The sequence below is a fragment of the Acidobacteriota bacterium genome (genome assembly GCA_029861955.1).
In the GTDB taxonomy this organism is placed as follows: domain Bacteria; phylum Acidobacteriota; class Polarisedimenticolia; order Polarisedimenticolales; family Polarisedimenticolaceae; genus JAOTYK01.
Window position 1 is genome coordinate 178,897 of sequence record JAOTYK010000001.1, and the last position, 19,913, is coordinate 198,809.

The 19,913-nt window shown below is 63.0% G+C and carries 15 protein-coding genes; 12 read left to right on the top strand and 3 right to left on the bottom strand.

Annotated elements, in window-relative coordinates; genetic code table 11:
• Positions 1-7 precede the first annotated feature (7 nt).
• From OES25_00740 to OES25_00785, 10 genes are read left to right on the top strand one after another with little or no spacing between them, the layout of a single operon-like run.
• Positions 8-1,339 (top strand): coproporphyrinogen III oxidase family protein, encoded by a 1,332-nt coding sequence (locus OES25_00740; protein MDH3626165.1) that lies wholly within the window; start codon positions 8-10, stop codon positions 1,337-1,339.
• Positions 1,323-2,594: a tryptophan 7-halogenase gene (locus OES25_00745; GenBank protein ID MDH3626166.1), complete on the top strand. Its 1,272-nt coding sequence runs from the start codon at positions 1,323-1,325 to the stop codon at positions 2,592-2,594. Before OES25_00740 ends, OES25_00745 begins: the two co-directional genes overlap by 17 nt.
• 12 nt (positions 2,595-2,606) lie before the next feature.
• A complete protein-coding gene (locus OES25_00750; GenBank protein MDH3626167.1) occupies positions 2,607-2,831 on the top strand; it encodes a hypothetical protein in 225 nt (74 codons plus the stop codon).
• Positions 2,828-4,300, top strand: a complete 1,473-nt coding sequence (locus OES25_00755; protein ID MDH3626168.1) for a sodium:solute symporter family protein — start codon at positions 2,828-2,830, stop codon at positions 4,298-4,300. Before OES25_00750 ends, OES25_00755 begins: the two co-directional genes overlap by 4 nt.
• Entirely contained in the window at positions 4,297-5,619 is a 1,323-nt protein-coding gene (locus OES25_00760; GenBank protein ID MDH3626169.1) for a glycosyltransferase family 4 protein, read from the top strand. Before OES25_00755 ends, OES25_00760 begins: the two co-directional genes overlap by 4 nt.
• Positions 5,612-6,043 carry an acyl-CoA thioesterase gene (locus OES25_00765; GenBank protein MDH3626170.1) on the top strand — a complete coding sequence of 144 codons (432 nt, stop codon included), beginning with the start codon at positions 5,612-5,614 and terminating at the stop codon, positions 6,041-6,043. Before OES25_00760 ends, OES25_00765 begins: the two co-directional genes overlap by 8 nt.
• Positions 6,040-6,714: an ABC transporter ATP-binding protein gene (locus OES25_00770; protein ID MDH3626171.1), complete on the top strand. Its 675-nt coding sequence runs from the start codon at positions 6,040-6,042 to the stop codon at positions 6,712-6,714. Before OES25_00765 ends, OES25_00770 begins: the two co-directional genes overlap by 4 nt.
• Entirely contained in the window at positions 6,699-9,986 is a 3,288-nt protein-coding gene (locus OES25_00775; GenBank protein ID MDH3626172.1) for an ABC transporter permease, read from the top strand. Before OES25_00770 ends, OES25_00775 begins: the two co-directional genes overlap by 16 nt.
• 40 nt (positions 9,987-10,026) lie before the next feature.
• Positions 10,027-11,868: an asparagine synthase (glutamine-hydrolyzing) gene (gene asnB, locus OES25_00780; GenBank protein ID MDH3626173.1), complete on the top strand. Its 1,842-nt coding sequence runs from the start codon at positions 10,027-10,029 to the stop codon at positions 11,866-11,868.
• Positions 11,865-13,091, top strand: a complete 1,227-nt coding sequence (locus tag OES25_00785; protein MDH3626174.1) for a glycosyltransferase family 4 protein — start codon at positions 11,865-11,867, stop codon at positions 13,089-13,091. Before asnB ends, OES25_00785 begins: the two co-directional genes overlap by 4 nt.
• Here the strand turns inward: OES25_00785 and OES25_00790 are convergent.
• Both OES25_00790 and OES25_00795 read right to left on the bottom strand, forming a co-directional pair.
• Positions 12,989-14,698, bottom strand: a complete 1,710-nt coding sequence (locus OES25_00790; protein MDH3626175.1) for a CRTAC1 family protein — start codon at positions 14,696-14,698, stop codon at positions 12,989-12,991. The genes OES25_00785 and OES25_00790 overlap by 103 nt on opposite strands.
• The gene (locus tag OES25_00795; GenBank protein MDH3626176.1) at positions 14,695-15,315 is read right to left on the bottom strand and encodes a tetratricopeptide repeat protein; all 621 of its coding nucleotides are present in this window, start codon (positions 15,313-15,315) and stop codon (positions 14,695-14,697) included. Before OES25_00795 ends, OES25_00790 begins: the two co-directional genes overlap by 4 nt.
• A gap of 43 nt (positions 15,316-15,358) precedes the next feature.
• Between OES25_00795 and OES25_00800 the strand changes: the two genes are divergently transcribed.
• Together OES25_00800 and OES25_00805 are read left to right on the top strand one after the other, a co-directional pair.
• Positions 15,359-17,611, top strand: coding sequence for an FG-GAP-like repeat-containing protein (locus tag OES25_00800; protein ID MDH3626177.1), 2,253 nt, complete (start codon positions 15,359-15,361; stop codon positions 17,609-17,611).
• Positions 17,612-17,765: 154 nt separating this feature from the next.
• On the top strand, positions 17,766-18,509 hold the full coding sequence (locus OES25_00805) for a rhomboid family intramembrane serine protease (protein ID MDH3626178.1): 744 nt from the start codon (positions 17,766-17,768) through the stop codon (positions 18,507-18,509).
• Positions 18,510-18,523: 14 nt separating this feature from the next.
• Here OES25_00805 and OES25_00810 read toward each other — a convergent pair whose 3' ends face one another.
• A complete protein-coding gene (locus OES25_00810) occupies positions 18,524-19,855 on the bottom strand; it encodes a hypothetical protein (protein ID MDH3626179.1) in 1,332 nt (443 codons plus the stop codon).
• Positions 19,856-19,913 lie beyond the last annotated feature (58 nt).

Here is a 19,913-nt window from a genome sequence, read left to right on the forward strand (position 1 = left end):
CCCACCCATGGCAAACCAGGAACCCGCCACATCCGTCGGGAAAGAAGCGAAGACCACCGAAGTCGGAAGTGTCTTCGTTTCGAACTACCCGCCGTATTCATTCTGGTCCGCGGAGGCCGACACGACGATCCAGGATGTCCTCGATCGTGCCCCCGCTCCCGATGCACAGTTGGGGCTGTACATCCATATCCCGTTCTGTCGGAAGCGCTGCAAGTTCTGCTACTTCCGCGTCTTCACCGACAAGAACGCCTCGGAGATCGAGCGATACCTATCGGCCGTTGAACGCGAGGCGGCCATGCTGGCCGATCAGCCGGCGGTTCAGGGGCGCCGCCCGAAGCTGGTCTACTTCGGCGGTGGCACTCCATCCTTCATCAGCAGCAAGCATCTCCGTCAACTCACCGAAGGGCTGAGGCGTCGATTCGACTGGTCGGAGGTCGAAGAGTTCGCCTTCGAATGCGAGCCCGGGACGCTGACCCAGCAGAAACTGGAGACCATCCGGGACGTCGGGGTGACCCGTCTTAGCCTCGGCGTGGAGAATTTCGACGATCGGATCCTTGAGGAGAATGGCCGGGCTCACGTGACGAAGGAGATCTATAAGGTCTTGCCGTGGATCCGGGCCCTCGATTTCCCACAGCTGAATATCGACCTGATCGCAGGGATGGTGGGCGAGACCTGGGAGACGTGGCGTGTCTCCGTCGCCAAGGCGATCGAGATGTCTCCGGACAGCGTCACGGTCTATCAGATGGAGTTGCCTTACAACACCGTCTACTCGAAGACCATCCTTGACGGCGCACCGACACCGATCGCCAACTGGGAGACCAAGCGCGAGTGGCACGACTACGCGTTCGAGCAGTTGGCCGCGGCCGGCTACCAGATCTCCAGCGCCTACACCATGGTCAAGAGCGATCGTTCCGCCGGTTTCCTCTACCGCGACGCGCTGTGGCACGGAGACGACCTGATAAGCCTGGGTGTCTCGTCGTTTGGACATCTGTCGGGGGTTCACTATCAGAATCAGGCCGCCTGGACGCCTTATCTCGATGCCGTCGAGGGGGGGGCGTTACCGATCTCGAGAACCTACGTCACCAATGATGACGAACGCTTCACGCGTGAGTGGATCCTGCAGATGAAGTTGGGCCACCTGGAGACCGCCTACTTCAAGAAGAAGTTCGGCCAGGATCCTCTCGAGCGATTCGCGACACCCCTCCGGGATCTGGAGCAGAAGGGCCTGCTCAAGATCGCAGACGGGGTCGTGACCCTCAGTCGCGAGGGCTTGCTGAAAGTCGACTTGCTTCTTCCAAATTTCTACGACGAGCGTTTTCAGAATGCGCGGTACACCTGATATGCAGAGAGATGTCATCGTCATCGGTGCGGGCCCGGCCGGCAGCACCGCGGCGACGTTAACGGCCAAGCACGGTCACGATGTCATGCTGCTCGAGCGCGATACGTTCCCGCGCTTTCGCATCGGCGAGTCGCTGATGCCCGCCACGTACTGGACCCTCGATCGCCTTGGTATACAGGACAAACTGCACTGCGATATGTTTCAGGAGAAACACAGCGTTCAGTTCTTTAACGGCGCGGGTCGTGGCGCGGCGCCGTTTTACTTCGCAGAATTCGATGATCACCCCAGCTCGCAGACGTGGCAGGTCGAGCGCGCCAAGTTCGACAAGCTACTTCTTGATCACGCAGCCGACTGTGGCGTCGATGTGCATCAGAAAGCCAACGTCAAGGAGATCTTGTTCGATGGCGACACGGTGATCGGTGTTGACGTGGAGTTCGGTGACGGGCGGCGAGAGAAGATTCATTCGAAAGTCGTCGTCGATGCCTCCGGCCAGAGCTCCATGTTGGCGCGGAAGTTCGGTCTCCGTCGATACGATTCCAAGTTGCGTCATGCCGCGGTATTCACTCGCTTCAAGGGCGCTCAACGCGGAGAAGGGCGCGATGAGGGTGCAACGGTCATCCTGCAGACCACCGACAACTACTCGTGGTTCTGGTACATCCCGTTGCCCGACAACATTGTCAGCGTTGGTGTCGTCGGCCCGATTGACCGCCTGGTGAGTAACCGAAAGGGGAGTCCGCAGGAGATCTTCGATGCGGAGCGGGACGCGTGTCCGGGACTGCAGGAGCGAATCGCGAGTGCAACCCAGATGGATGACGTCAAGGTGTTGCGTGACTTCTCCTATGTCTCGAGCCGGATTGCAGGCGACGGCTGGGTTCTGGCGGGGGATGCTTTCGGGTTCCTGGATCCGATCTACTCCACCGGTGTGTTCCTGGCCTTCAAGGGCGCTGAGATGGCGGCAGACTCGATCCACGAATCACTCGAGAGCGGCGATCTGAGTGGGAACTCCCTCGGACGGCACGGCGCTACGTTTCTCGACGGCATGGAGAAGATGCGGAAACTGGTCTATGCCTACTACGACAAGGACTTCCACATCCCGTCGTTCCTCAAGCAGCACCCCGAGTGTCGAGAACCGTTGGTCGACCTTCTGGTCGGCAACGTGTTTCGTCGCCCCACGGATCATCTGTTTGAAGCTCTTGGACGATTCTGTACACTACCCGAGCAGCGCACACTCGACGGGACCCCCTCGTCTACCTGAGGAATTGTCACGATGCGAGCGTTACTGTTCCTTGTCCTGTTCCTACTATTTGTTCTGCGTCACGACCTGTGGTGGTGGGATCGCCCGGATCTCGTTCTGGGCCTACCGATCGGACTCCTGTATCACGCGCTTTTCTGTCTGGCCGTTTCCGTCGTCATGGCGCTTCTGGTGCGTCATGCGTGGCCCGATGTCGACCTCGCGGAACTCGCAGAAGATGAAGCCGGGGAGTCGCCGTGACCGTCGCCGTACTCCTGGGGTACCTGGCCGCGGTTCTCTCGCTCGGGTTGTTGAGTCGACGGCTGTCCCGCGGTACGGGCGAGGACTTCTTCCTGGCCACACGCACCATCGGCCCGTTCATGTTGCTGATGTCCCTGTTCGGCACTCACATGACGGCGTTCTCGTTGTTGGGAGCATCCGGCGAGGCCTACCGGAGCGGCATCGGCGTCTTCTCGTTGATGGCCAGCTCGTCCGCTATCGTCGTCCCCGTCGTGTTCTATTTCGTCGGTGTTCGGTTGTGGTCCGTGGGCAAACGCGGACGATTCACGACACAGGTCGAGTACTTCCGGCGACGCTGGGACTCTCCGGGACTTGGACTCCTGTTGTTCTGCGTTCTTACCGCGCTCCTGATTCCGTACCTGTTGATCGGCGTTCTTGGCGGTGGGCTGGCCATGGAGCAGATCACGGGAGGCAGTATCCCCAAATGGTTGGGGAGTCTTCTGGTCTGTGTCGTGGTGATGGGCTACGTGACCAGTGGAGGCCTGCGTGGCACCGCATGGGCCAACACGTTTCAGACCCTCGTCTTCATGGTGCTCGGTGCCGTCACGTTCATCTACATCACCGGCCAGCTGGGCGGACTCGACGAGGTCATGCGTCGGCTTCAGGCCGAGGCCCCTCGTTTGTTGATCCGTGGCGACGCGATCTCGCCGGTCAAGATGGCGACCTATGCCTTCATCCCGCTCTCGGTGGGGATGTTCCCTCACATTTTCATGCACTGGTTGACGGCTCGACGCGCAAGCTCATTTCGACTCTCGATGGTCGCCTATCCGATCTGTATCGCCATCGTCTGGCTGCCCAGTGTCTTGCTGGGGGTGGCGGGCGCGGTCGATCAACCGGGACTGGTGGGGCCGGCATCCAATTCGATTCTCGTCAAGATGATCGACGGACACGCGCCCGAGCTGCTGGCCGGGCTCCTCGGTGCGGGGGTGTTTGCGGCGATCATGTCGTCGTTGGACTCCCAGGTCCTGTCCCTGGGCACGATGTTCACGCACGACATCGTTCGCTTCTACGGGTTCGGCGAGCGGATGGACGAGCGCAAGCAGGTCCTGTTCGGTCGTCTGTTCGTCAGCGGGCTGCTCGTCGTGGCCTTCGTACTCTCGCAGATCGTCAGCCCCAGCATCTTCAAGCTTGGTGTCTGGTGCTTTACGGGGTTTGCCGGCCTATTCCCGCTTGTCGTCGCCGCAGTCTACTGGCGTCGCTGTACCCGTCAGGGTGCGCTTGCTGCGGTCGTGGTCGTGGCGGCCCTGTGGTCGTTCTTCTTCTACCGTGGTCTGAACGTACCCGGATACACGGTGGGCAATAGTGGTGTCATGCCGGTGGCGGTCATCGTCGTGGCCTGCGCTCTGACGCTCGTCGTGGTTTCGACGATGACGAAGGCACCCGCGGACGACCGCCTCGAGTTGTTCTTTCCGAAACGAGTGGGACCTTGAAGATCGCCTACGTCACCGCCGGTGCCGCCGGCATGTACTGCGGGAGTTGTCTGCATGACAACACCCTGGCAAAGGCCCTGATCGATGCGGGGCAGGATGTCGCGCTCATTCCGACCTATACGCCGATTCGTACCGACGAGGTGGACGTCAGCATCGATCGTGTGTTCTACGGCGCGGTCAACGTCTTCCTGGAGCAGAAGTCGTCGATCTTCCGTCACACACCACGCTTCGTCGACTCGCTTCTGGACGCGAAACCGCTCCTCAACTGGGTTTCCGGTCGGGGGAGTAGCGTCGACGCCAAGGACCTCGGCGACCTCACCCTTTCCGTCTTGCTCGGCGAAGATGGGCGGCAGAGTAAGGAGCTGGCGAAGCTGGTGCAGTTCCTGAAAGAGGACTACCGACCCGATCTGGTCCATCTGACCAACTCGATGTTTCTCGGCTTCGCACGAGAGATCAAGCGGGAGGTCGGTTGTCCGGTCCTCTGTTCCGTTCAGGGCGAGGAGATCTTCCTGGACGAACTTCCCGACCCCCAGCGGTCCGATGTGCGTGCGGCGCTCAGAGAGCGGGCGCAGGATGTGGACGGCTTCGTGGCGACCAGCGACTACTACGTTGATTTCATGAGCGACTACCTGGGTGTGGACCGGAGCATCGTTCATCAGGTCGACCTCGGCATCAATCTCGACGGGTTCGACGCCGTGGATCGGCAGTCGGCAGGCGACCCGTTCGTCATGGGCTTCCTGGCAAGGATCTGCCCGGAAAAGGGCCCCCACCTGGCGATCGAGGCTTTTCGTAGGCTCTGCGACCGCGCGGGTCGATCCAATATCCGCATGAGAATGGCGGGGTATTGTGGCCCACGAGACCACGCCTATCGCGACGCACTTCTCGCCAGTGTCGCCCAGTGGGGGCTGACGGATTCGTTCGAGTATCTGGGCGAGGTCGATCGACCGGGCAAGATCGCTTTCTTGCAGGGGCTCGATGTCATGACCCTACCGACGACGTTTCGTGAGCCCAAGGGGCTGTCGGTGATCGAAGCGCTTGCCGTCGGGACTCCGGTGGTCGTCCCGGAACACGGCACGTTTCCGGAATTGGTACAAGAGACCGATGGTGGGCTGCTCTTCAAGCCCGGAGACACCGAAGGCCTGACGCAGGCGCTGGATACCCTTCGAACCCACCCCGATCATCGTCGCCGATTAGGCGAACATGGACGGCAAGTAGTCCACGCCCGGCGGGACGCATCCACCATGGCGGATAATACGATGAAGGTCTACCGCCGATTCCTCGCAGGCGGTCGCCCGAAGGAGAGTTCTCAGAATGGCTGAATTCGTGATGCAGCGACGGGTCGAGTTCGTCGATACCGACATGGGCGGGATCGTCCACTTTTCACGCTATCCGATCTTCATGGAGACGGCCGAGCATTGCTTCCTGGAATCGTTGGGATGGTCGGTGAACTGTGTGATCGACGGATGCCACATCGGCTGGCCCCGGGTCTCCTTTCAATGCGACTACCTGCGACCGCTGAGATTCGGTCAGACGTTCGAAGTCGTCGTCACCGTTCTTCGCCGTGGATCGAAGTCCGTGACTTACGGGTTCGTCCTTCGAGAAGGCGGGGAGGACCTGGCCAAAGGGTCGATGACCTCGGTCTGCTGTCATTTACTACCGGACCAGTCCGTCCGTTCGTTGGAGATTCCGGAGAAACTTGCGGCTCAACTCGACACGTTCGTGGTCGAGGGGGGCGGATCGTGAAGGGCTTGACGGTCGATCGCCTGGAGAAGTCCTACGGCGAGGGCGACAACCTCGTGCGGGTGCTTGACGGGGTCACGTTCAAGATGGACCGTGGCCAGATGGTGGCGGTCACGGGACCCTCGGGATCCGGCAAGAGTACGCTGCTCCATCTCATCGGTGCCCTCGACCGTCCGACCGCCGGCACGATCGCGCTTGACGGCGTGGATGCGCAGAAGCTCGACGATGCGGCGCTGGCGCAGTTCCGCAATCGCCAGGTCGGCTTCATCTTCCAGGATCATCATCTTCTGCCGCAGTACAACGTTCTGGAGAACGTGCTGATCCCGACGCTGGCCGCCGGCGGCGGTGACGACACGGACACCGATCGAGCGCGCACGTTGTTGGATCGCGTGGGGCTGGCGCATCGGTTGACCCACCGACCCGCGGAGCTTTCGGGTGGCGAGCGACAACGTGTCGCGGTGGCCCGGGCGCTCATCCAGTCTCCGACGCTGTTGCTCTGTGACGAGCCGACGGGAAGCCTCGATCGGCAGACCGCCGTCTCGGTCGCCGACCTGCTCTTCGAACTCCACGGTCAGGAGAACACGATCCTCATCGTCGTGACCCACTCCGACGAGCTCGCGGGCCGATTCCCACGCAAACTTCAGCTGAGTGACGGCAAGTGTTTAGAGCTCTAGGCCACTACTGGCGACTCCACCTGGCGGTCGTGATGGGCGTCGCCGTCGCGACGATGGTCTTGAGCGGGGCACTGCTGGTCGGGGACTCGGTGCGTGGCAGCCTGCGCGACATGATTCTGGAGCGACTGGGCAACGTTCATCACGTGCTGCTGTCCACGCGCATGTTCCGCGCAGACACGGCCGGCGACCTCGGTGGTTCCACGGCCTCGGCATCGATGATCCTGATGCCCGGTAGCGCCAATCACGGCGAGCGTGGAACGAGGGCATCGAACGTTACCATCCTCGGGGTCGATCCTGCCTTCGCTCAGATGTTCGAGAACGGCTCGTTGGAATTCGACCGCGGTGACGGTCAGATATTTCCGTCGGTGGTTCTCAATCGTTCCCTCGCTCGCGAACTACAGGCCGAAGTGGGCGAAGCCGTGCTGCTGCGTTTCGAGCAAGTCACGGAGGTTCGACGCGACACGTTGATGGGGGAGCGGGATGCGGGCGACCTCATCGGGACCCTGCGTGGGACGGTGCGTCAGATCGTGCCCGACGACGGGCTGGGAGGGTTCGGGGTCGTCGCCAGCCAGAAGGTCCCGGCCAACGCGTTCGTCGAGCTTGAGGTCCTCCAGAGAGCCCTGGATGTCGGCGACGGGATCAACACTCTGGCCATCGGCGCTCTGTCGTCCGACGATCCCGCAGATCAGGTCGGCCGGCTGTTGACCCTGGACGACCTCGGCGTTCGTCTCGTCATCGATTCCGAGGGCCAGAGGCCGCAGATCCGAGCCGAGAGTCGGGACTTCGTGTTCAGGGATGACGTAGAACGACTCATCGCGGGTGTTGCCGGGGAAGAGCTGACTCGTGTACAGAGCTATCTGGCCAACAGCATGCGCTTCGCGGACCGAGAAGTTCCGTATTCGATGGTGGTCGCGCTGGACACGACCCGCGACCCGTCGGGATCGACGCTCGAGACGACACGTGGACCGGTGACCGATATCGGGGACGACGAGGTTCTGCTGGGCCGCTGGGCTGCAGACGACCTCGGTGTCGCGGTCGGCGATACGATCGAGATGGACTACTTCGTCGTCGGACCACGGGAGGAGCTTGAGACCGAGACGTCCAGATTCACGGTCGCGGCCATCGTCGAGGCCACGGGACTGGCCAACAAACGCAGTTTGACCCCCGACTATCCCGGCGTCCAGGATGCCGACGACATGGCGGCGTGGGATCCACCGTTTCCCGTCGAACTGAACCGGATTCGTCCGCAGGACGAGGCGTACTGGGACCGTCATGGAGCCACGCCAAAGGCGTTCGTCTCCGCCGCGACGGGACGTCGGCTGTGGGGGACTCACCACGGGACGACCACCGCGATGTTGATCGGTATCCCCGACGGCGTCGAGCCGGCTTCCAGGGTCGCGTCACTTTCGAACGACCTACGCGCGGCCCTCGATCCCTACGGACAGGGGTTCCGATTCAGCGATACCCGAGCGGACGGACTGGACGCCGCACGGGGGGCCACCGATTTCGGGCAGCTGTTCCTGGCGTTCAGTCTGTTCCTCATCGTGTCGGCGGCGCTGCTGATCGGGTTGCTGTTCGGCCTTGGGGTGGAACAGCGATCCCGCGAGGTGGGGCTGCGTGCCGCCGTCGGTTTCACCAACACCGATATCCGAAAGATGTTCCTGCGGGAAGGGGCCGCCCTTGCCGGCGTCGGGATCGTCATCGGCTCGGGACTCGCCGTTGGCTACGCCGGCCTGTTGATGGTCGCCCTGAGGACGCTGTGGATCGGTGCGGTCGGCAGTTCGCGACTGTTCCTTCACGTCCAGCCGCTAAGCCTCCTGATCGGCGGAGCGATCGCAATCATCGTCTCACTCTTCACGGTCTGGCGGACCCTCGCGCGTCTCAAGAAGGCCAGTCCGTCTCGTCTTCTCGGAGGCGGGACTCCGTCGCCGGCCTCGCCGAAGCGTCGCCGAGTCGCACGCGCGGCGACATGGATCCTGCTGCTGGCCGGTCTGGCGCTTATCGCCGTGGGGTTCGTCGGTGGCAACACCGAGTCGGCTGGACTGTCGTTCGGTGCCGCCGCTCTTCTGCTGGTGGCGGGGATCATGGGGTTCAACCTGTGGTGCCGATCCGACCCCCGCGGGACTCGGGGTCTGCGTCGTGGCAATGTGCTGGCGGCGATGGCGGCACGCAACAGTCGTTGGAACCCGGGTCGTAGTGTCCTCAGCGTCGCCCTGATCGCGTCGGCGTGTTTCGTCATCGTGACGGTTGCCGCCAGTCGACACCACTTCGGAAACGAACTGGAAGACAGAGATTCGGCCAGTGGCGGATTCTCGCTTGTGGCAGAGAGCGACGTGCCGATCTTCGAGGAGATCGGTGATCTGGACGTCACCGCATTTCGGAGCCTGCCCGGCGACGACGCCAGCTGTCTGAACCTCTATCGACCGGGCAAGCCGCAGGTGCTCGGCGTTCCGGCATCGATGATCGAACGGGGCGGGTTTACGTTTCAGAAGCAGATCCAGGTCGAAGGAGACCTGGAGAATCCCTGGACGCTCCTAGAGCAGGATCTCGGCGAGGACGTGATCCCGGCCATCGTCGACATCAACTCGGCAATGTGGATCCTCAAGCTCGGTCTTGGCGACGAACTGGAATTGGAGGACCAGCGTGGCGGAACGATCCGACTCCGGCTCGTGGGCATGCTGCAGAAGTCGATCCTCCAGAGCCAGGTGTTGATCTCCGAGGAGGCCTTCCGACGTCACTTCCCCGACCAGGTCGGGTTCCGCTTCTTCCTCATCGAGACACCCTTCGACGAGGCGACCGCCGTGGCTGCATCGCTGGAGCAGGAGCTGGGAGACTTCGGCTTCGACGCAAAGACGAGCGTCGAGACCATGGAGCAGTTCCAGGCGGTGGAGCACACGTATCTTTCGACGTTCCAACTCCTCGGGGCTCTCGGATTGCTTCTCGGAACCATCGGTCTGGCGGTCGTCTTGCTGCGAAACCTCGTCGAGCGTCGATCCGAGCTTGCGACGATGCGGGCCTGTGGCTACCGACGATCCCGGCTGGCACGGCTGGTGACCCTCGAAACGGCGTTCCTTCTTGTGACCGGGATCGTCATCGGTGCCGGTTCGGCCATGCTGGCGCTTTCGCCACGGTTGGCCCATCTGCGGGCGCCGTGGGATGAGGTGGCGATTACGCTGGCGGTTGTCTGCGTGGTCGGACTGACGGCGGCCCTTCTTGCGGCACGGAGCGTGATGAGGATGCCCCTGATCGAGTCGCTCCGTAGCGATCGCTGAGCTTGTATCGCAGGGGGCACAGCCCTATCGTATAGAGGCAATGTGCGGCATCTGCGGTTCACGATCTCTCACCCGAGACCCAAACGGTTACACCGTTGACGCCATGCTGTCGCAAATGGCCCACCGTGGCCCCGACGGCGAGGGGCGACTGAACGACGGCCCCCTTCACGCCGGCATGCGACGCCTGTCCGTCATCGACCTGGAGGGTGGAAGCCAGCCGATCGCAAACGAGGACGGAAGCGTCCAGGTCCTGTTCAACGGCGAGATCTACAACTACCGCCAGCTACGAGTCGAACTCGAGCAAGCGGGACACCAGTTCCGGACCGACTCCGACACCGAGGTCCTGGTCCATCTGTGGGAAGAGTCCGGTCCGGAGATGTTGGACCGACTCAACGGCATGTTCGCGATCTGTCTCCAGGACCGCCGTAACGGTCAGACTTTTCTCGCCCGGGACCGAGTCGGCATCAAACCGCTGTACTACACGGTTCAGGACCAGACCCTGTTCTTCGCGTCGGAACTTGCCGTGCTTCGCGCACAAAAAGAGCTTCAGTTCGATCTGGAGCGTGAGGCGCTGGTCGAGTGGTTTCATCTGCAGTACGTCGGTGGCGAACGGACGATCTATCGACAGGCCCGCAAACTGTTGCCGGGGCATCGACTGGATGTCGTCGACGGTGAGGTCAACGTCACCCGTTGGTATCGACCTCGGCCCTGCGAGCCGTTGACCGACGAGCGACAGGCCGCCGACGAACTGGCAAACCTGCTGCGATCGTCCGTCGACTATCGGCTCATCGCCGATGTGCCGGTGGGCGTCTTCCTCTCCGGTGGGTTGGACTCGGCGATCATCGCGGATCTCGCCGCCACATCCCACGAGGGTCCACTGAAGTCGTTCTCGGTGGGGTTCGAAGACGCCGGCGACCTGGACGAGACGGCGAGCGCCCGCGAGACGGCCGCGAGAGTCGGTACGGTTCATCGGCAATGGGTCCTTTCAGCGGACGATGTGGCGCGTCGGCTGGAACAACGCATCGAGCATCAGGCGGAGCCGCTGGCCGATCCGGCGTTGATCCCCACACACTTCCTGGCCGAACAGGCCAGCAAGGAGGTGACCGTCGTCCTGACCGGCGAGGGTGCCGACGAACTGTTCGCGGGTTACAAGCGTTACGGATATCAGAAGCTGCTGGGTGTGCTTGGGCGCATCGTCGGTGTGCCGACGATGCTTCGTCCCGCAGCCGGTCTTGCTGGTCGACGCGGTCGACAGGCGATGGATGCGCTGGCCGGAAAGACCGCAGAGGAACGACACCTCCGCTGGGTCTCCACCGTCGGTCCCGAGGGGTCTTCCGAACTATTTACAGGCGAGCATGTCGCTCGCTGGCGCGACCGGGCGCTCGGGATGTTCCGACCCTACCTGGCGGACCCGGAGCGAAGCGAACTTGAGGGGCAGCTACGGGCAGACCAGCACGAGTGGCTTCCCCACAACCTGCTGGCCAAGGTCGACCTGGCAACCATGGCCTGTTCGCTGGAGGCGCGCGTGCCGTTTCTCGACCATCGGATCGTCGAGTTTGCCGGTCGGCTCCCGAGCGACATGAAGCTGCGGAAGGGGGTCGGGAAGTGGATTCTCCGTCAGGCCTTCGCCGATCGTCTCCCCGAGGATCTTCTGGGTGGCAAGAAGCGAGGTTTCGACCTGCCGCTGGGTCCCTGGTTGCGTGGCCCGCTGCGATCCCGTCTGGAGAGCCTGGATCACAACGATGGACTCCTTGACCTCGTGGGCCTCAAGCGCGACGGCGTGCGGCAGATGGTGAAGCGCCACGTCGACGAGGAAGGGGACTACGGTCTACCGCTCTTCATGTTGATCTCGTTGTCGATCTTCCTGGAGACGTTCGCATGAGTCGTCATGCCGTGGCCCATGTCATCACCCGGCTCGAGCTGGGTGGCGCGCAGCAGAACACGCTCTATTGCACGGCCCATCATGATCGTCGTCGTTTCGATGTTTCGCTTCTGGCGGGAGCCGGAGGGATCCTCGATGACGAGGCGACGCGGATCGACGACGCCACCGTCCGGTTGATGGAGACCCTCCGTCACCCGATCGCGCCGCTGGACGATCTTCGGGCCGTCAGGGAATTGACCCGTTTCTTCCGGGACAACCAGATCGAACTGGTGCACACCCACTCCTCGAAGGCCGGGATCCTCGGGCGTCTGGCCGCGCGACGGGCCGGAGTCAAGGCGATCGTTCATACGGTCCACGGCTGGAGTTTCAACGACACCCAGTCCCTGGCCAGGCGGCAGTTGTACGTCCAACTGGAACGGATCGCCGCGCGCTGGACCGACCGCATGGTCGTCGTCTCCGCGCAGAATCGTGAGGACGGTCTGCTGCGCGGGATCGGTCGCCCGGAACAGTACCGGGTGATCCACAGCGGGATCGATATCGAGCAGTTCCGTCGTCCGCAGGTCTCCCGGCAGGAGACCCGTCGGGCGTTGGGCTACGACGACGAGACGATCGTCGTCGGGACCATCGCCTGTCTCAAGCCCCAGAAGGCCCCGCTGGACTTCGTCGCGGCCGCCGCCCGCGCCCACGCGACGGACTCCCGGTTACGCTTCGTGATCGCCGGCGACGGCGAGCTCCGACCCCGGGTGGAAGCGGCCATCGCGCGGCATCGGCTTCAGGATGTCGTGCAACTCCTGGGTTGGCGCGACGACGTGGTCGAACTGTTGCATGGCCTGGACCTGTTCGTCCTGACGTCGTTGTTCGAGGGACTCCCGCGCGCCGTGCTACAGGCGATGGCGGCAGGCGTCCCCGTGGTCGCCACCGCCGTCGACGGCACGCCGGAAGTCGTTGACGATGGGAAGACGGGGCTGCTGGTCCCGAAGGCAGAGCCCGTTGCCGCGGCCGATGCGATCCTGCGATTGGCGGGAGACCCGACGTTGGCATCCTCGCTGGTCCAGGGCGCCACCGAGGGGCTGGGTCGGAAGTTCGAGATCGGTCAGATGGTGAGAGACCTGGACGATCTCTACGGAGAGTTGCTTTCGACCTCTCCCGTATCCTCTGCGACCAGCAGCCGTCGATCGACCTCCGGTCCGTCGAGGGTCGTGACGGAACCCGAGGTCCAGTAGACCGACAGCCGCTCGATCGCGTCGTGTTCCCCAAGACCGAAGTGAGCCACCGGTCGTCGGGAACTCAGGTACGACGCATCCCGTCGGATCCAACGCACCCTGGGGTGAGCCTCGCCGGCAAGCTGAACCTCGACCCGAGAGCCGATCCCGTCTCTCGGGGAGCGGCTTCCCCGCACCGCCACCTGTAGCCAGTGTCCACGAGCCAGGTCGTTGCGGATCAGCGTCGGGACGTCGTTGTGTTGGGTCACCAGCAGATCGAGGTCGCCGTCGCCGTCGATGTCGTCGGGCAACACGCAGCGACTGGAGGCGACGCGGGCCAGCGCGGAACCGTCGTCCGGTCCAAGCCTCACGTAACCGCCCTGACCGTCGTTGCGAAACAGCCCGTCGGCCTGGCGGAACGTCGTTCCCAGGGAGACCGTATCGACCTGGGGATAGACATGACCGTGGGCCACGTAGAGATCCTCCCAGCCGTCGTGATCCAGATCCTCGAACAGCATCCCCCAACCCAGGTTTTCGAACGAGGCGGTGCCAAGTCCCGAGGGGAAGCTGGCATCGAGGTACCAGCCGTCACCGCTCGACCGGTAGAGGGTGTGATGATCGTGAGAGAAGTTGCTGACCGCCAGATCCAGGTCGCCGTCGTGGTCCTCGTCGGCGCTGGCGACACCCATCCCGGCCTGCTCCATGCCCTGTTCGTTGTAAGCCAGGCCGGCCAGAACCGATTGATCGCTGAACTTCCCGTGACCGTCGTTGACGAACAGGCTGTTCTGGACCGAGTCGTTGGCGACGTAGAGGTCGTCGTCGCCATCGTTGTCGGCGTCGAAGAAGTGCGCTGCGAGACCGTACCAGGCGTCGTCCGCGATACCGGCTTCCCGGCCGATCTCGACGAACGTGCGACGCCCTTCCTCATCGACATCCTGTCGGTAGAGTCGGTCCGGCGAGGCCTGCAGGTTTCGCGGCCCACAGAACACCTCGAGGTTCTTCCAGACGCAGGGGTCTCGATCGCCGGACAGCCGTTCGCCGCGACCGGGGTAGCGCTCGAAGCCGAACTCGACGTAACGGGTCACGAAGAGATCCAGGTCGCCGTCGCGATCGATATCGCTCCACGTCGCCGAGCTGCCGAAGCCCTCGTCGCCCAGCCCGACCTCGGCGCTGACGTCGCTGAAACTCCCATCGCCGTTGTTCCGGTAGAGCCGGTCGGCGCCCCAGTTGGTCAGGTAGATATCGGGGTCGCCGTCGTTGTCGAAGTCGGCGGTGGCCACTCCAAAGGTCCAGCGACGATCGCCGAGCCCCGCCTGGTCGGTCACATCGACGAAGCGGAGGTCGCCATCGTTCCGTAACAGCCGGTCCGGTGGTCCGGCGGTCGGCTGTTCCCGGGTCGCACCCTGGGCCAGGTAGAGATCCGAGTCCCCATCGCCGTCGTAGTCCAGCCACGCAGCACCCGTCCCCAACGAATCGATGATGAAGTCGATGTTGTCGGAGCCGGCGATCTGAACGACGTCCAGGCCCTGGGTGTCGTCGGCGATCACCATGCCGCTCGGCGACGGCTGGGGGACGGAACAACCGGCCACGGTCAGGAGGCCGAGCAGTAGCGACGATCCGATCCTCATGGCGCCGGGTCTCTGGCGATCGGCTCCCGGTTTCTGGATTTTTCTCTTAGTTCGTGGTGCAGTTCCAGCTGCTGCCGCGCCTCGTCCATCCGCCCGAGCTGCCGGTAGGCGGTCCCCAGGTAGTAGCGGGCCTCCGCATGGGCGGGGTAGGCCCTCAGCACCTGTTCCATGTACTGGGCCGTCTTCCCGTAGTCCCCTTGCCGGGAACGCAGGGTGCCGAGGAAGAACATACAGTCGAGTTGTGTCCTGCGATCCCGATCGCGTTTTGGCGTCACGACCAGGCACGAGCGGAACCGCTCTTCCGCCGCTTCCAGTCGGTTCAGTTGTCGCAGCACCCAACCGTCGTGGTAGAGCGCGTTGAGATAGTCGGGCTCCAACGCCAACGCCTTCGTGTACCAGGTCGATGCCTCTTCGAACCGGTTCTGCCGGAAATAGACGTTGCCGATGTTGTTCATCGCCTTGGCGTGGTCGGGTCGCAATTCAAGGACCCGGTGGTAGGCCTCGAGAGCCTCGTCCCACTGCTTGTCGGCAGAGTGGGCCCGCCCGAGATCCAGCCAGTGGTCGGGGTCCTCCTGGGCCACAAGTGGACCGGAAACCAGCAACAACCATAGGACCATGCCCCTCAATCGCGACCTCCTCATGAAGTCTATAATGCCTTTCATGTTCTCAGGACGCCCCCGGGCCCATCTGGGCATCGTTCTTCTGCTGGGGACCTGTCTGTTCGGCTGCTCCGCGGACCCGACCCCGTCTCTGGGTCCCGTCGTCTTTCCGGCCGAGGAGGGGACTCCCGACAACTCGGCGATGGTCGAGCTGCTGGAGGCGGTCGCCGTCCAGGGGGACATCGACAATCCGTTCCTGGGGCAGATGGCTGCCCCGCGTCTGCGGGAGCTGCTGGCCACCGCTCCTACCGAGGGCTATGTGACGGAGCGCCGGCAGGTTCGTCGGCAGCTGGCCCGTCACGAACTGCGTCTGGGGAACGAACTGGAGGCCATCGAGCACCTGCAGAAGGCGCTGGAGCTGGCCCGTGGGACCGATGATGAGCTGGAGATACGCTTCGAGTTCGGCGTCGCCTGGATGCGTCGCGCCGAGAGTCTCAACTGTCGGCAACATCACACAAGCGAGAGCTGCATCTTCCCCATCAAGGGCGGCGGGCTCCACGTGGACCCGGCGGCGTCTCGTCATGCGGCCGACGCCTTTCGCGGTGTCATCGCACTCAGTCAGCCCGGCGATTGGTTTCACACCAAGGCTCGCTGGCTGCTCGCCATCGCCGCCATGACCCTGAACGAGTATCCGGAGAGCATGAGTCCCGAGTTGCGGATCCCGGCGGAGGCATTGGAGTCGGACGCTTCGTTCCCACGGTTCGAGGAGATCGCGCGCTCGCTAGGGGTGGATACGGTCGATCTGGCCGGCGGCAACCTCGTCGATGACTTCACGGGGGATGGATTTCTGGATCTGGTGACCTCGACCTCCGACACCTACGGTGGCATGCACTTCTGGGTCAACGACGGCAACGGTGCGTTCGTCGGGGCGACGGAGGCGGCGGGTTTGACGGGCCTGCTTGGCGGGCTGAACATGACCCACGCCGATTACGACAACGACGGCGACCTCGATATCTTTGTGTTGCGTGGCGGCTGGTGGCGTGAGCCCGGTGCCCACCCCAACTCGTTGTTACGGAACGAGGGCGACGGTCGGTTCCTGGATGTGACCCAACGGGCCGGCCTGCTGGACGTGAGTTATCCCACCCAGACGGCGGCCTGGGGTGATTTCGACCTGGACGGCGACCTGGATCTCTACGTCGGTAACGAGACCAACCAGCGGTACAGCGCGCCGTCTCAGCTGTTTCGCAACGAGGGCGACGGGACGTTTATCGATGTGGCCGCCGCGGCGGGCGTGACCAACGACCGTTACGCCAAGTCGGTCAGCTGGGGCGACTACAACAACGATCGGGCGCCCGATCTGTACGTCTCGAACATCTCCGGCGCCAATCGTCTTTATCGCAACCTTGGCGATGGGACGTTTGAAGATGTCGCCGTCGAGCTCGGCGTCGACAAGCCGATCTCCAGTTTCCCGGCCTGGTTCTTTGACGTCAACAACGACGGCAACCTGGATCTGTTCGTGTCGGCCTACGGCGGCAAGCGTGACGGACCGGAGATGGGGTTCGTTGCGGCGGAGTACATGGGGCTTCAGCATCGCGGCGAGAAACAACGGTTGTTCCTGGGTGACGGCGGAACGTTTAGCGATGTGACCGAGGCCTACGGGCTGTATCGGACGACGTTGCCGATGGGCCACAACTTCGGCGATCTGGATAACGACGGTTGGCTGGATTTCTACCTGGGTACCGGTTACCCGTACTACGAGGGACTGACCCCCAACGTGATGTATCGCAACGTGGGTGGCGTTCGGTTCGACGATGTGACCTTCGCCGGTGGCTTCGGCAACCTGCAGAAGGGGCATGGGGTCTCGTTCGTCGATTTCGATCACGACGGCGATCAGGATGTGTTTGAGCAGATGGGTGGGGCCTATCCGGGGGATGCCTACGGCAATGCCGTCTACGAGAACCCCGGTTTCGGGAACAACTGGGTCAAGATTGAACTGCGTGGCGTGCAATCTAATCGGCATGGGTTAGGGGCTCGACTCAGAGTCGTGGTGCAGGACGCCGGCGTGGAGCGATCGATCTATCGAACCGTCGGGACCGGCGCGACGTTTGGTGGGAATCCGACGCGGCAGGAGATCGGGGTCGGGGCTGCGGAGGCGATCGAGCGACTAGAAGTGTTCTGGCCGGTGACGGGGGAGACGCAAACGTTTCTGGATCTTCCGGTGAACGCGCTCGTTCGACTGTCCGAGACGAAGGACGGGATGACCGTGATTCCGTTAGCCGGATCGGATCAACACGGGTTGAAGTCGAGGCGTTGATGGACGCCGAGGCCTAATCGTTAACGCTCCTGCCCATCGCATTGTGCTTCTTAAAACGCGGAATCGTGCGCGAAGCCAAGAGTTATGGGCGGTCCTTGACGCAGCGGGGATACCTGCGGAGGTTCGCAGCCGACCGGGGGAATTCGTTCTTCTCGTGGAGGAGTGCAACCTCGATCGAGCGATTAGCGAATTGGATGAATACCGTCTGGAATCCGTTTCGACCCGAGAGGAGTCGATCGAGCCGCCGTTGTCCGGTGGTTGGATCGGAGTCCTTGCCTACACGATGTTGCTCGTCGTCGTGGCGTTCTTGGCACAGCGGAACGCCCTCGGCGTAGATTGGTTTGAACGGGGTCGAACAGAGGCGGGGTCGATGCTTGCCGGTGAGGGCTGGCGAGCTGTGACGGCTCTGACGCTTCACATCGATGGGTCGCACTTACTCGGGAATCTGCTGTTCGGATCGATTCTGGGGCTGCTTGCCACGCAGGCTCTGGGCGTGGGTGTAACCTGGCTGGCAATCGTGGTCGGCGGGATTCTCGGTAACGTCGCAAACGCGTTCTTGCAGCCTGCGACTCATTCGTCGATCGGCGCTTCAACTGCGGTCTTCGCCGCTCTCGGTCTACTCGTTGCTCTCGCCCTCGTTCATTCCCGGCACCGCAGAGTAGGTGCGTGGAAGTTGGGGCCGCTCGTCGCCGGTGCGCTGTTGCTGGCGTGGACCGGCATCGGTGGGGAGCGAACCGATGTTCTGGCGCACGTGACGGGGCTGATATCAGGACTCATGATCGGGGTGGCGTGCGGTTTCGTGCCTCGGAACCAGCTAGAGCGTCCCCTGGTGCAATCGGTTGCGCTGGGTCTGACCGCCGGACTCATTGTAGTTGCCTGGGGGCTGGCGCTGGGCTGACGACCCGGCGGGTGTTAGTCGCAGCCGATCCCGATTCGGGGCGTTCCGTCGGAGCGAGCGCCGAGGGAATCGCCGCAGACATTCTGCGCGCGCACCAGGTAGTAACGGATCTCGCCGGTGGGCAGCGCGATGCTGTCGCTGGCCGAGAGATCCGCGCCATCGTCGCTCTCGATGCAAGTTGCCGACAGGTCGAAGTCAGTCGCTCCCGCCGACGACAGCAGGTCGTAGACCAGACCGCTGCTCCCGGGGAACATCGGTGCGGCCCACTGCAGGTTCGTGACGCCGGCCAGTACCGCGTCGGGCTCAAGACGCAGATCGCGGGCGCCGTCTGTGGTCGCCCAGGCCGAGGCATCGGCAGGGGCGCAGTCCCGTGGGTCGCAGTAGCCGTCGGTGTCGGTGTCGTCGGCGATGATCAACGGGTTCCCCGTCAGCGGCGCCGTGACCGATCCGCAGTTATAGAGGCTACCGCCGTTGACGATATTGCCGCCGGGTATGCTGGTGGAGTCCCGGATCATTCCCGCATTGTTAATCACACCGCTGTTATTCCAGGCAGAGCAGATGGCGATGTCGTTGAAGTTGTTGACGGTCCCCGAATTGAACATCGGTAATTGGGTGTCGCTGTCACAGGTGCCCAGAGCCCCGTGGTTGTTGAAGACGCCACGGTTGTCAAACGTCCAGGCGACTCCGCCGATCCATCCCGTGCCGATGTGGTCCAGACGACCGTGATTGATGAGGGTCGATTGCGCGTCGTTCCAGAGGCCCGCGCTTCCCTGGATAACGAAACGCCCGCTGACCTCGTTGATCATGTCGTAGACGTTGGTCCAGCTTCCGGCATTGAGAATCGTGCCGAAGTTATGGAAGCCTCCGTACACATCGTTGCCGAACTGACCCGTGCTGGACAGTTCGATGACACCGTCGGCTGCATTCGCGAACGTGTTGAATGCGTGGAAGGCTCCGTTGATCTCAATCCGTCCGTGGTTTTCCTCGAGGGAACCGATCGCACCCCAGATGACGAACTGCGTACCGGCGTCGATGGTGATCATCCCCTCGTTAAGGAACGTCCCATCCACATTCACGGTGCCATCGGTCTGGAGGCTGCCGCCGTGATTCTCGAAATGGTTCAGCTGTAGTCCGGCGTCGATGGTTTGAAACACGTCTCCGGAATTCAGAACCAGACTGTCGATCAGGCAGCGTGAGAAGGTCGGGTCCCAGACGCCGACCAACGGGCAGTCGCCGCCATCGGCGAGATTGCCGTCGATCTGAATCGTGACCGGCGATCCGGCACCGGCGACAGCGAAGCTTGCCAAGAGGATGAGAACCCAGCCCAGGCGGGGGATTCGATTCATGATGCTGCTCCGTGCGATGGCGCTGCCTCCGTTGTACGCCGATCCGGGGGCCGGGGCA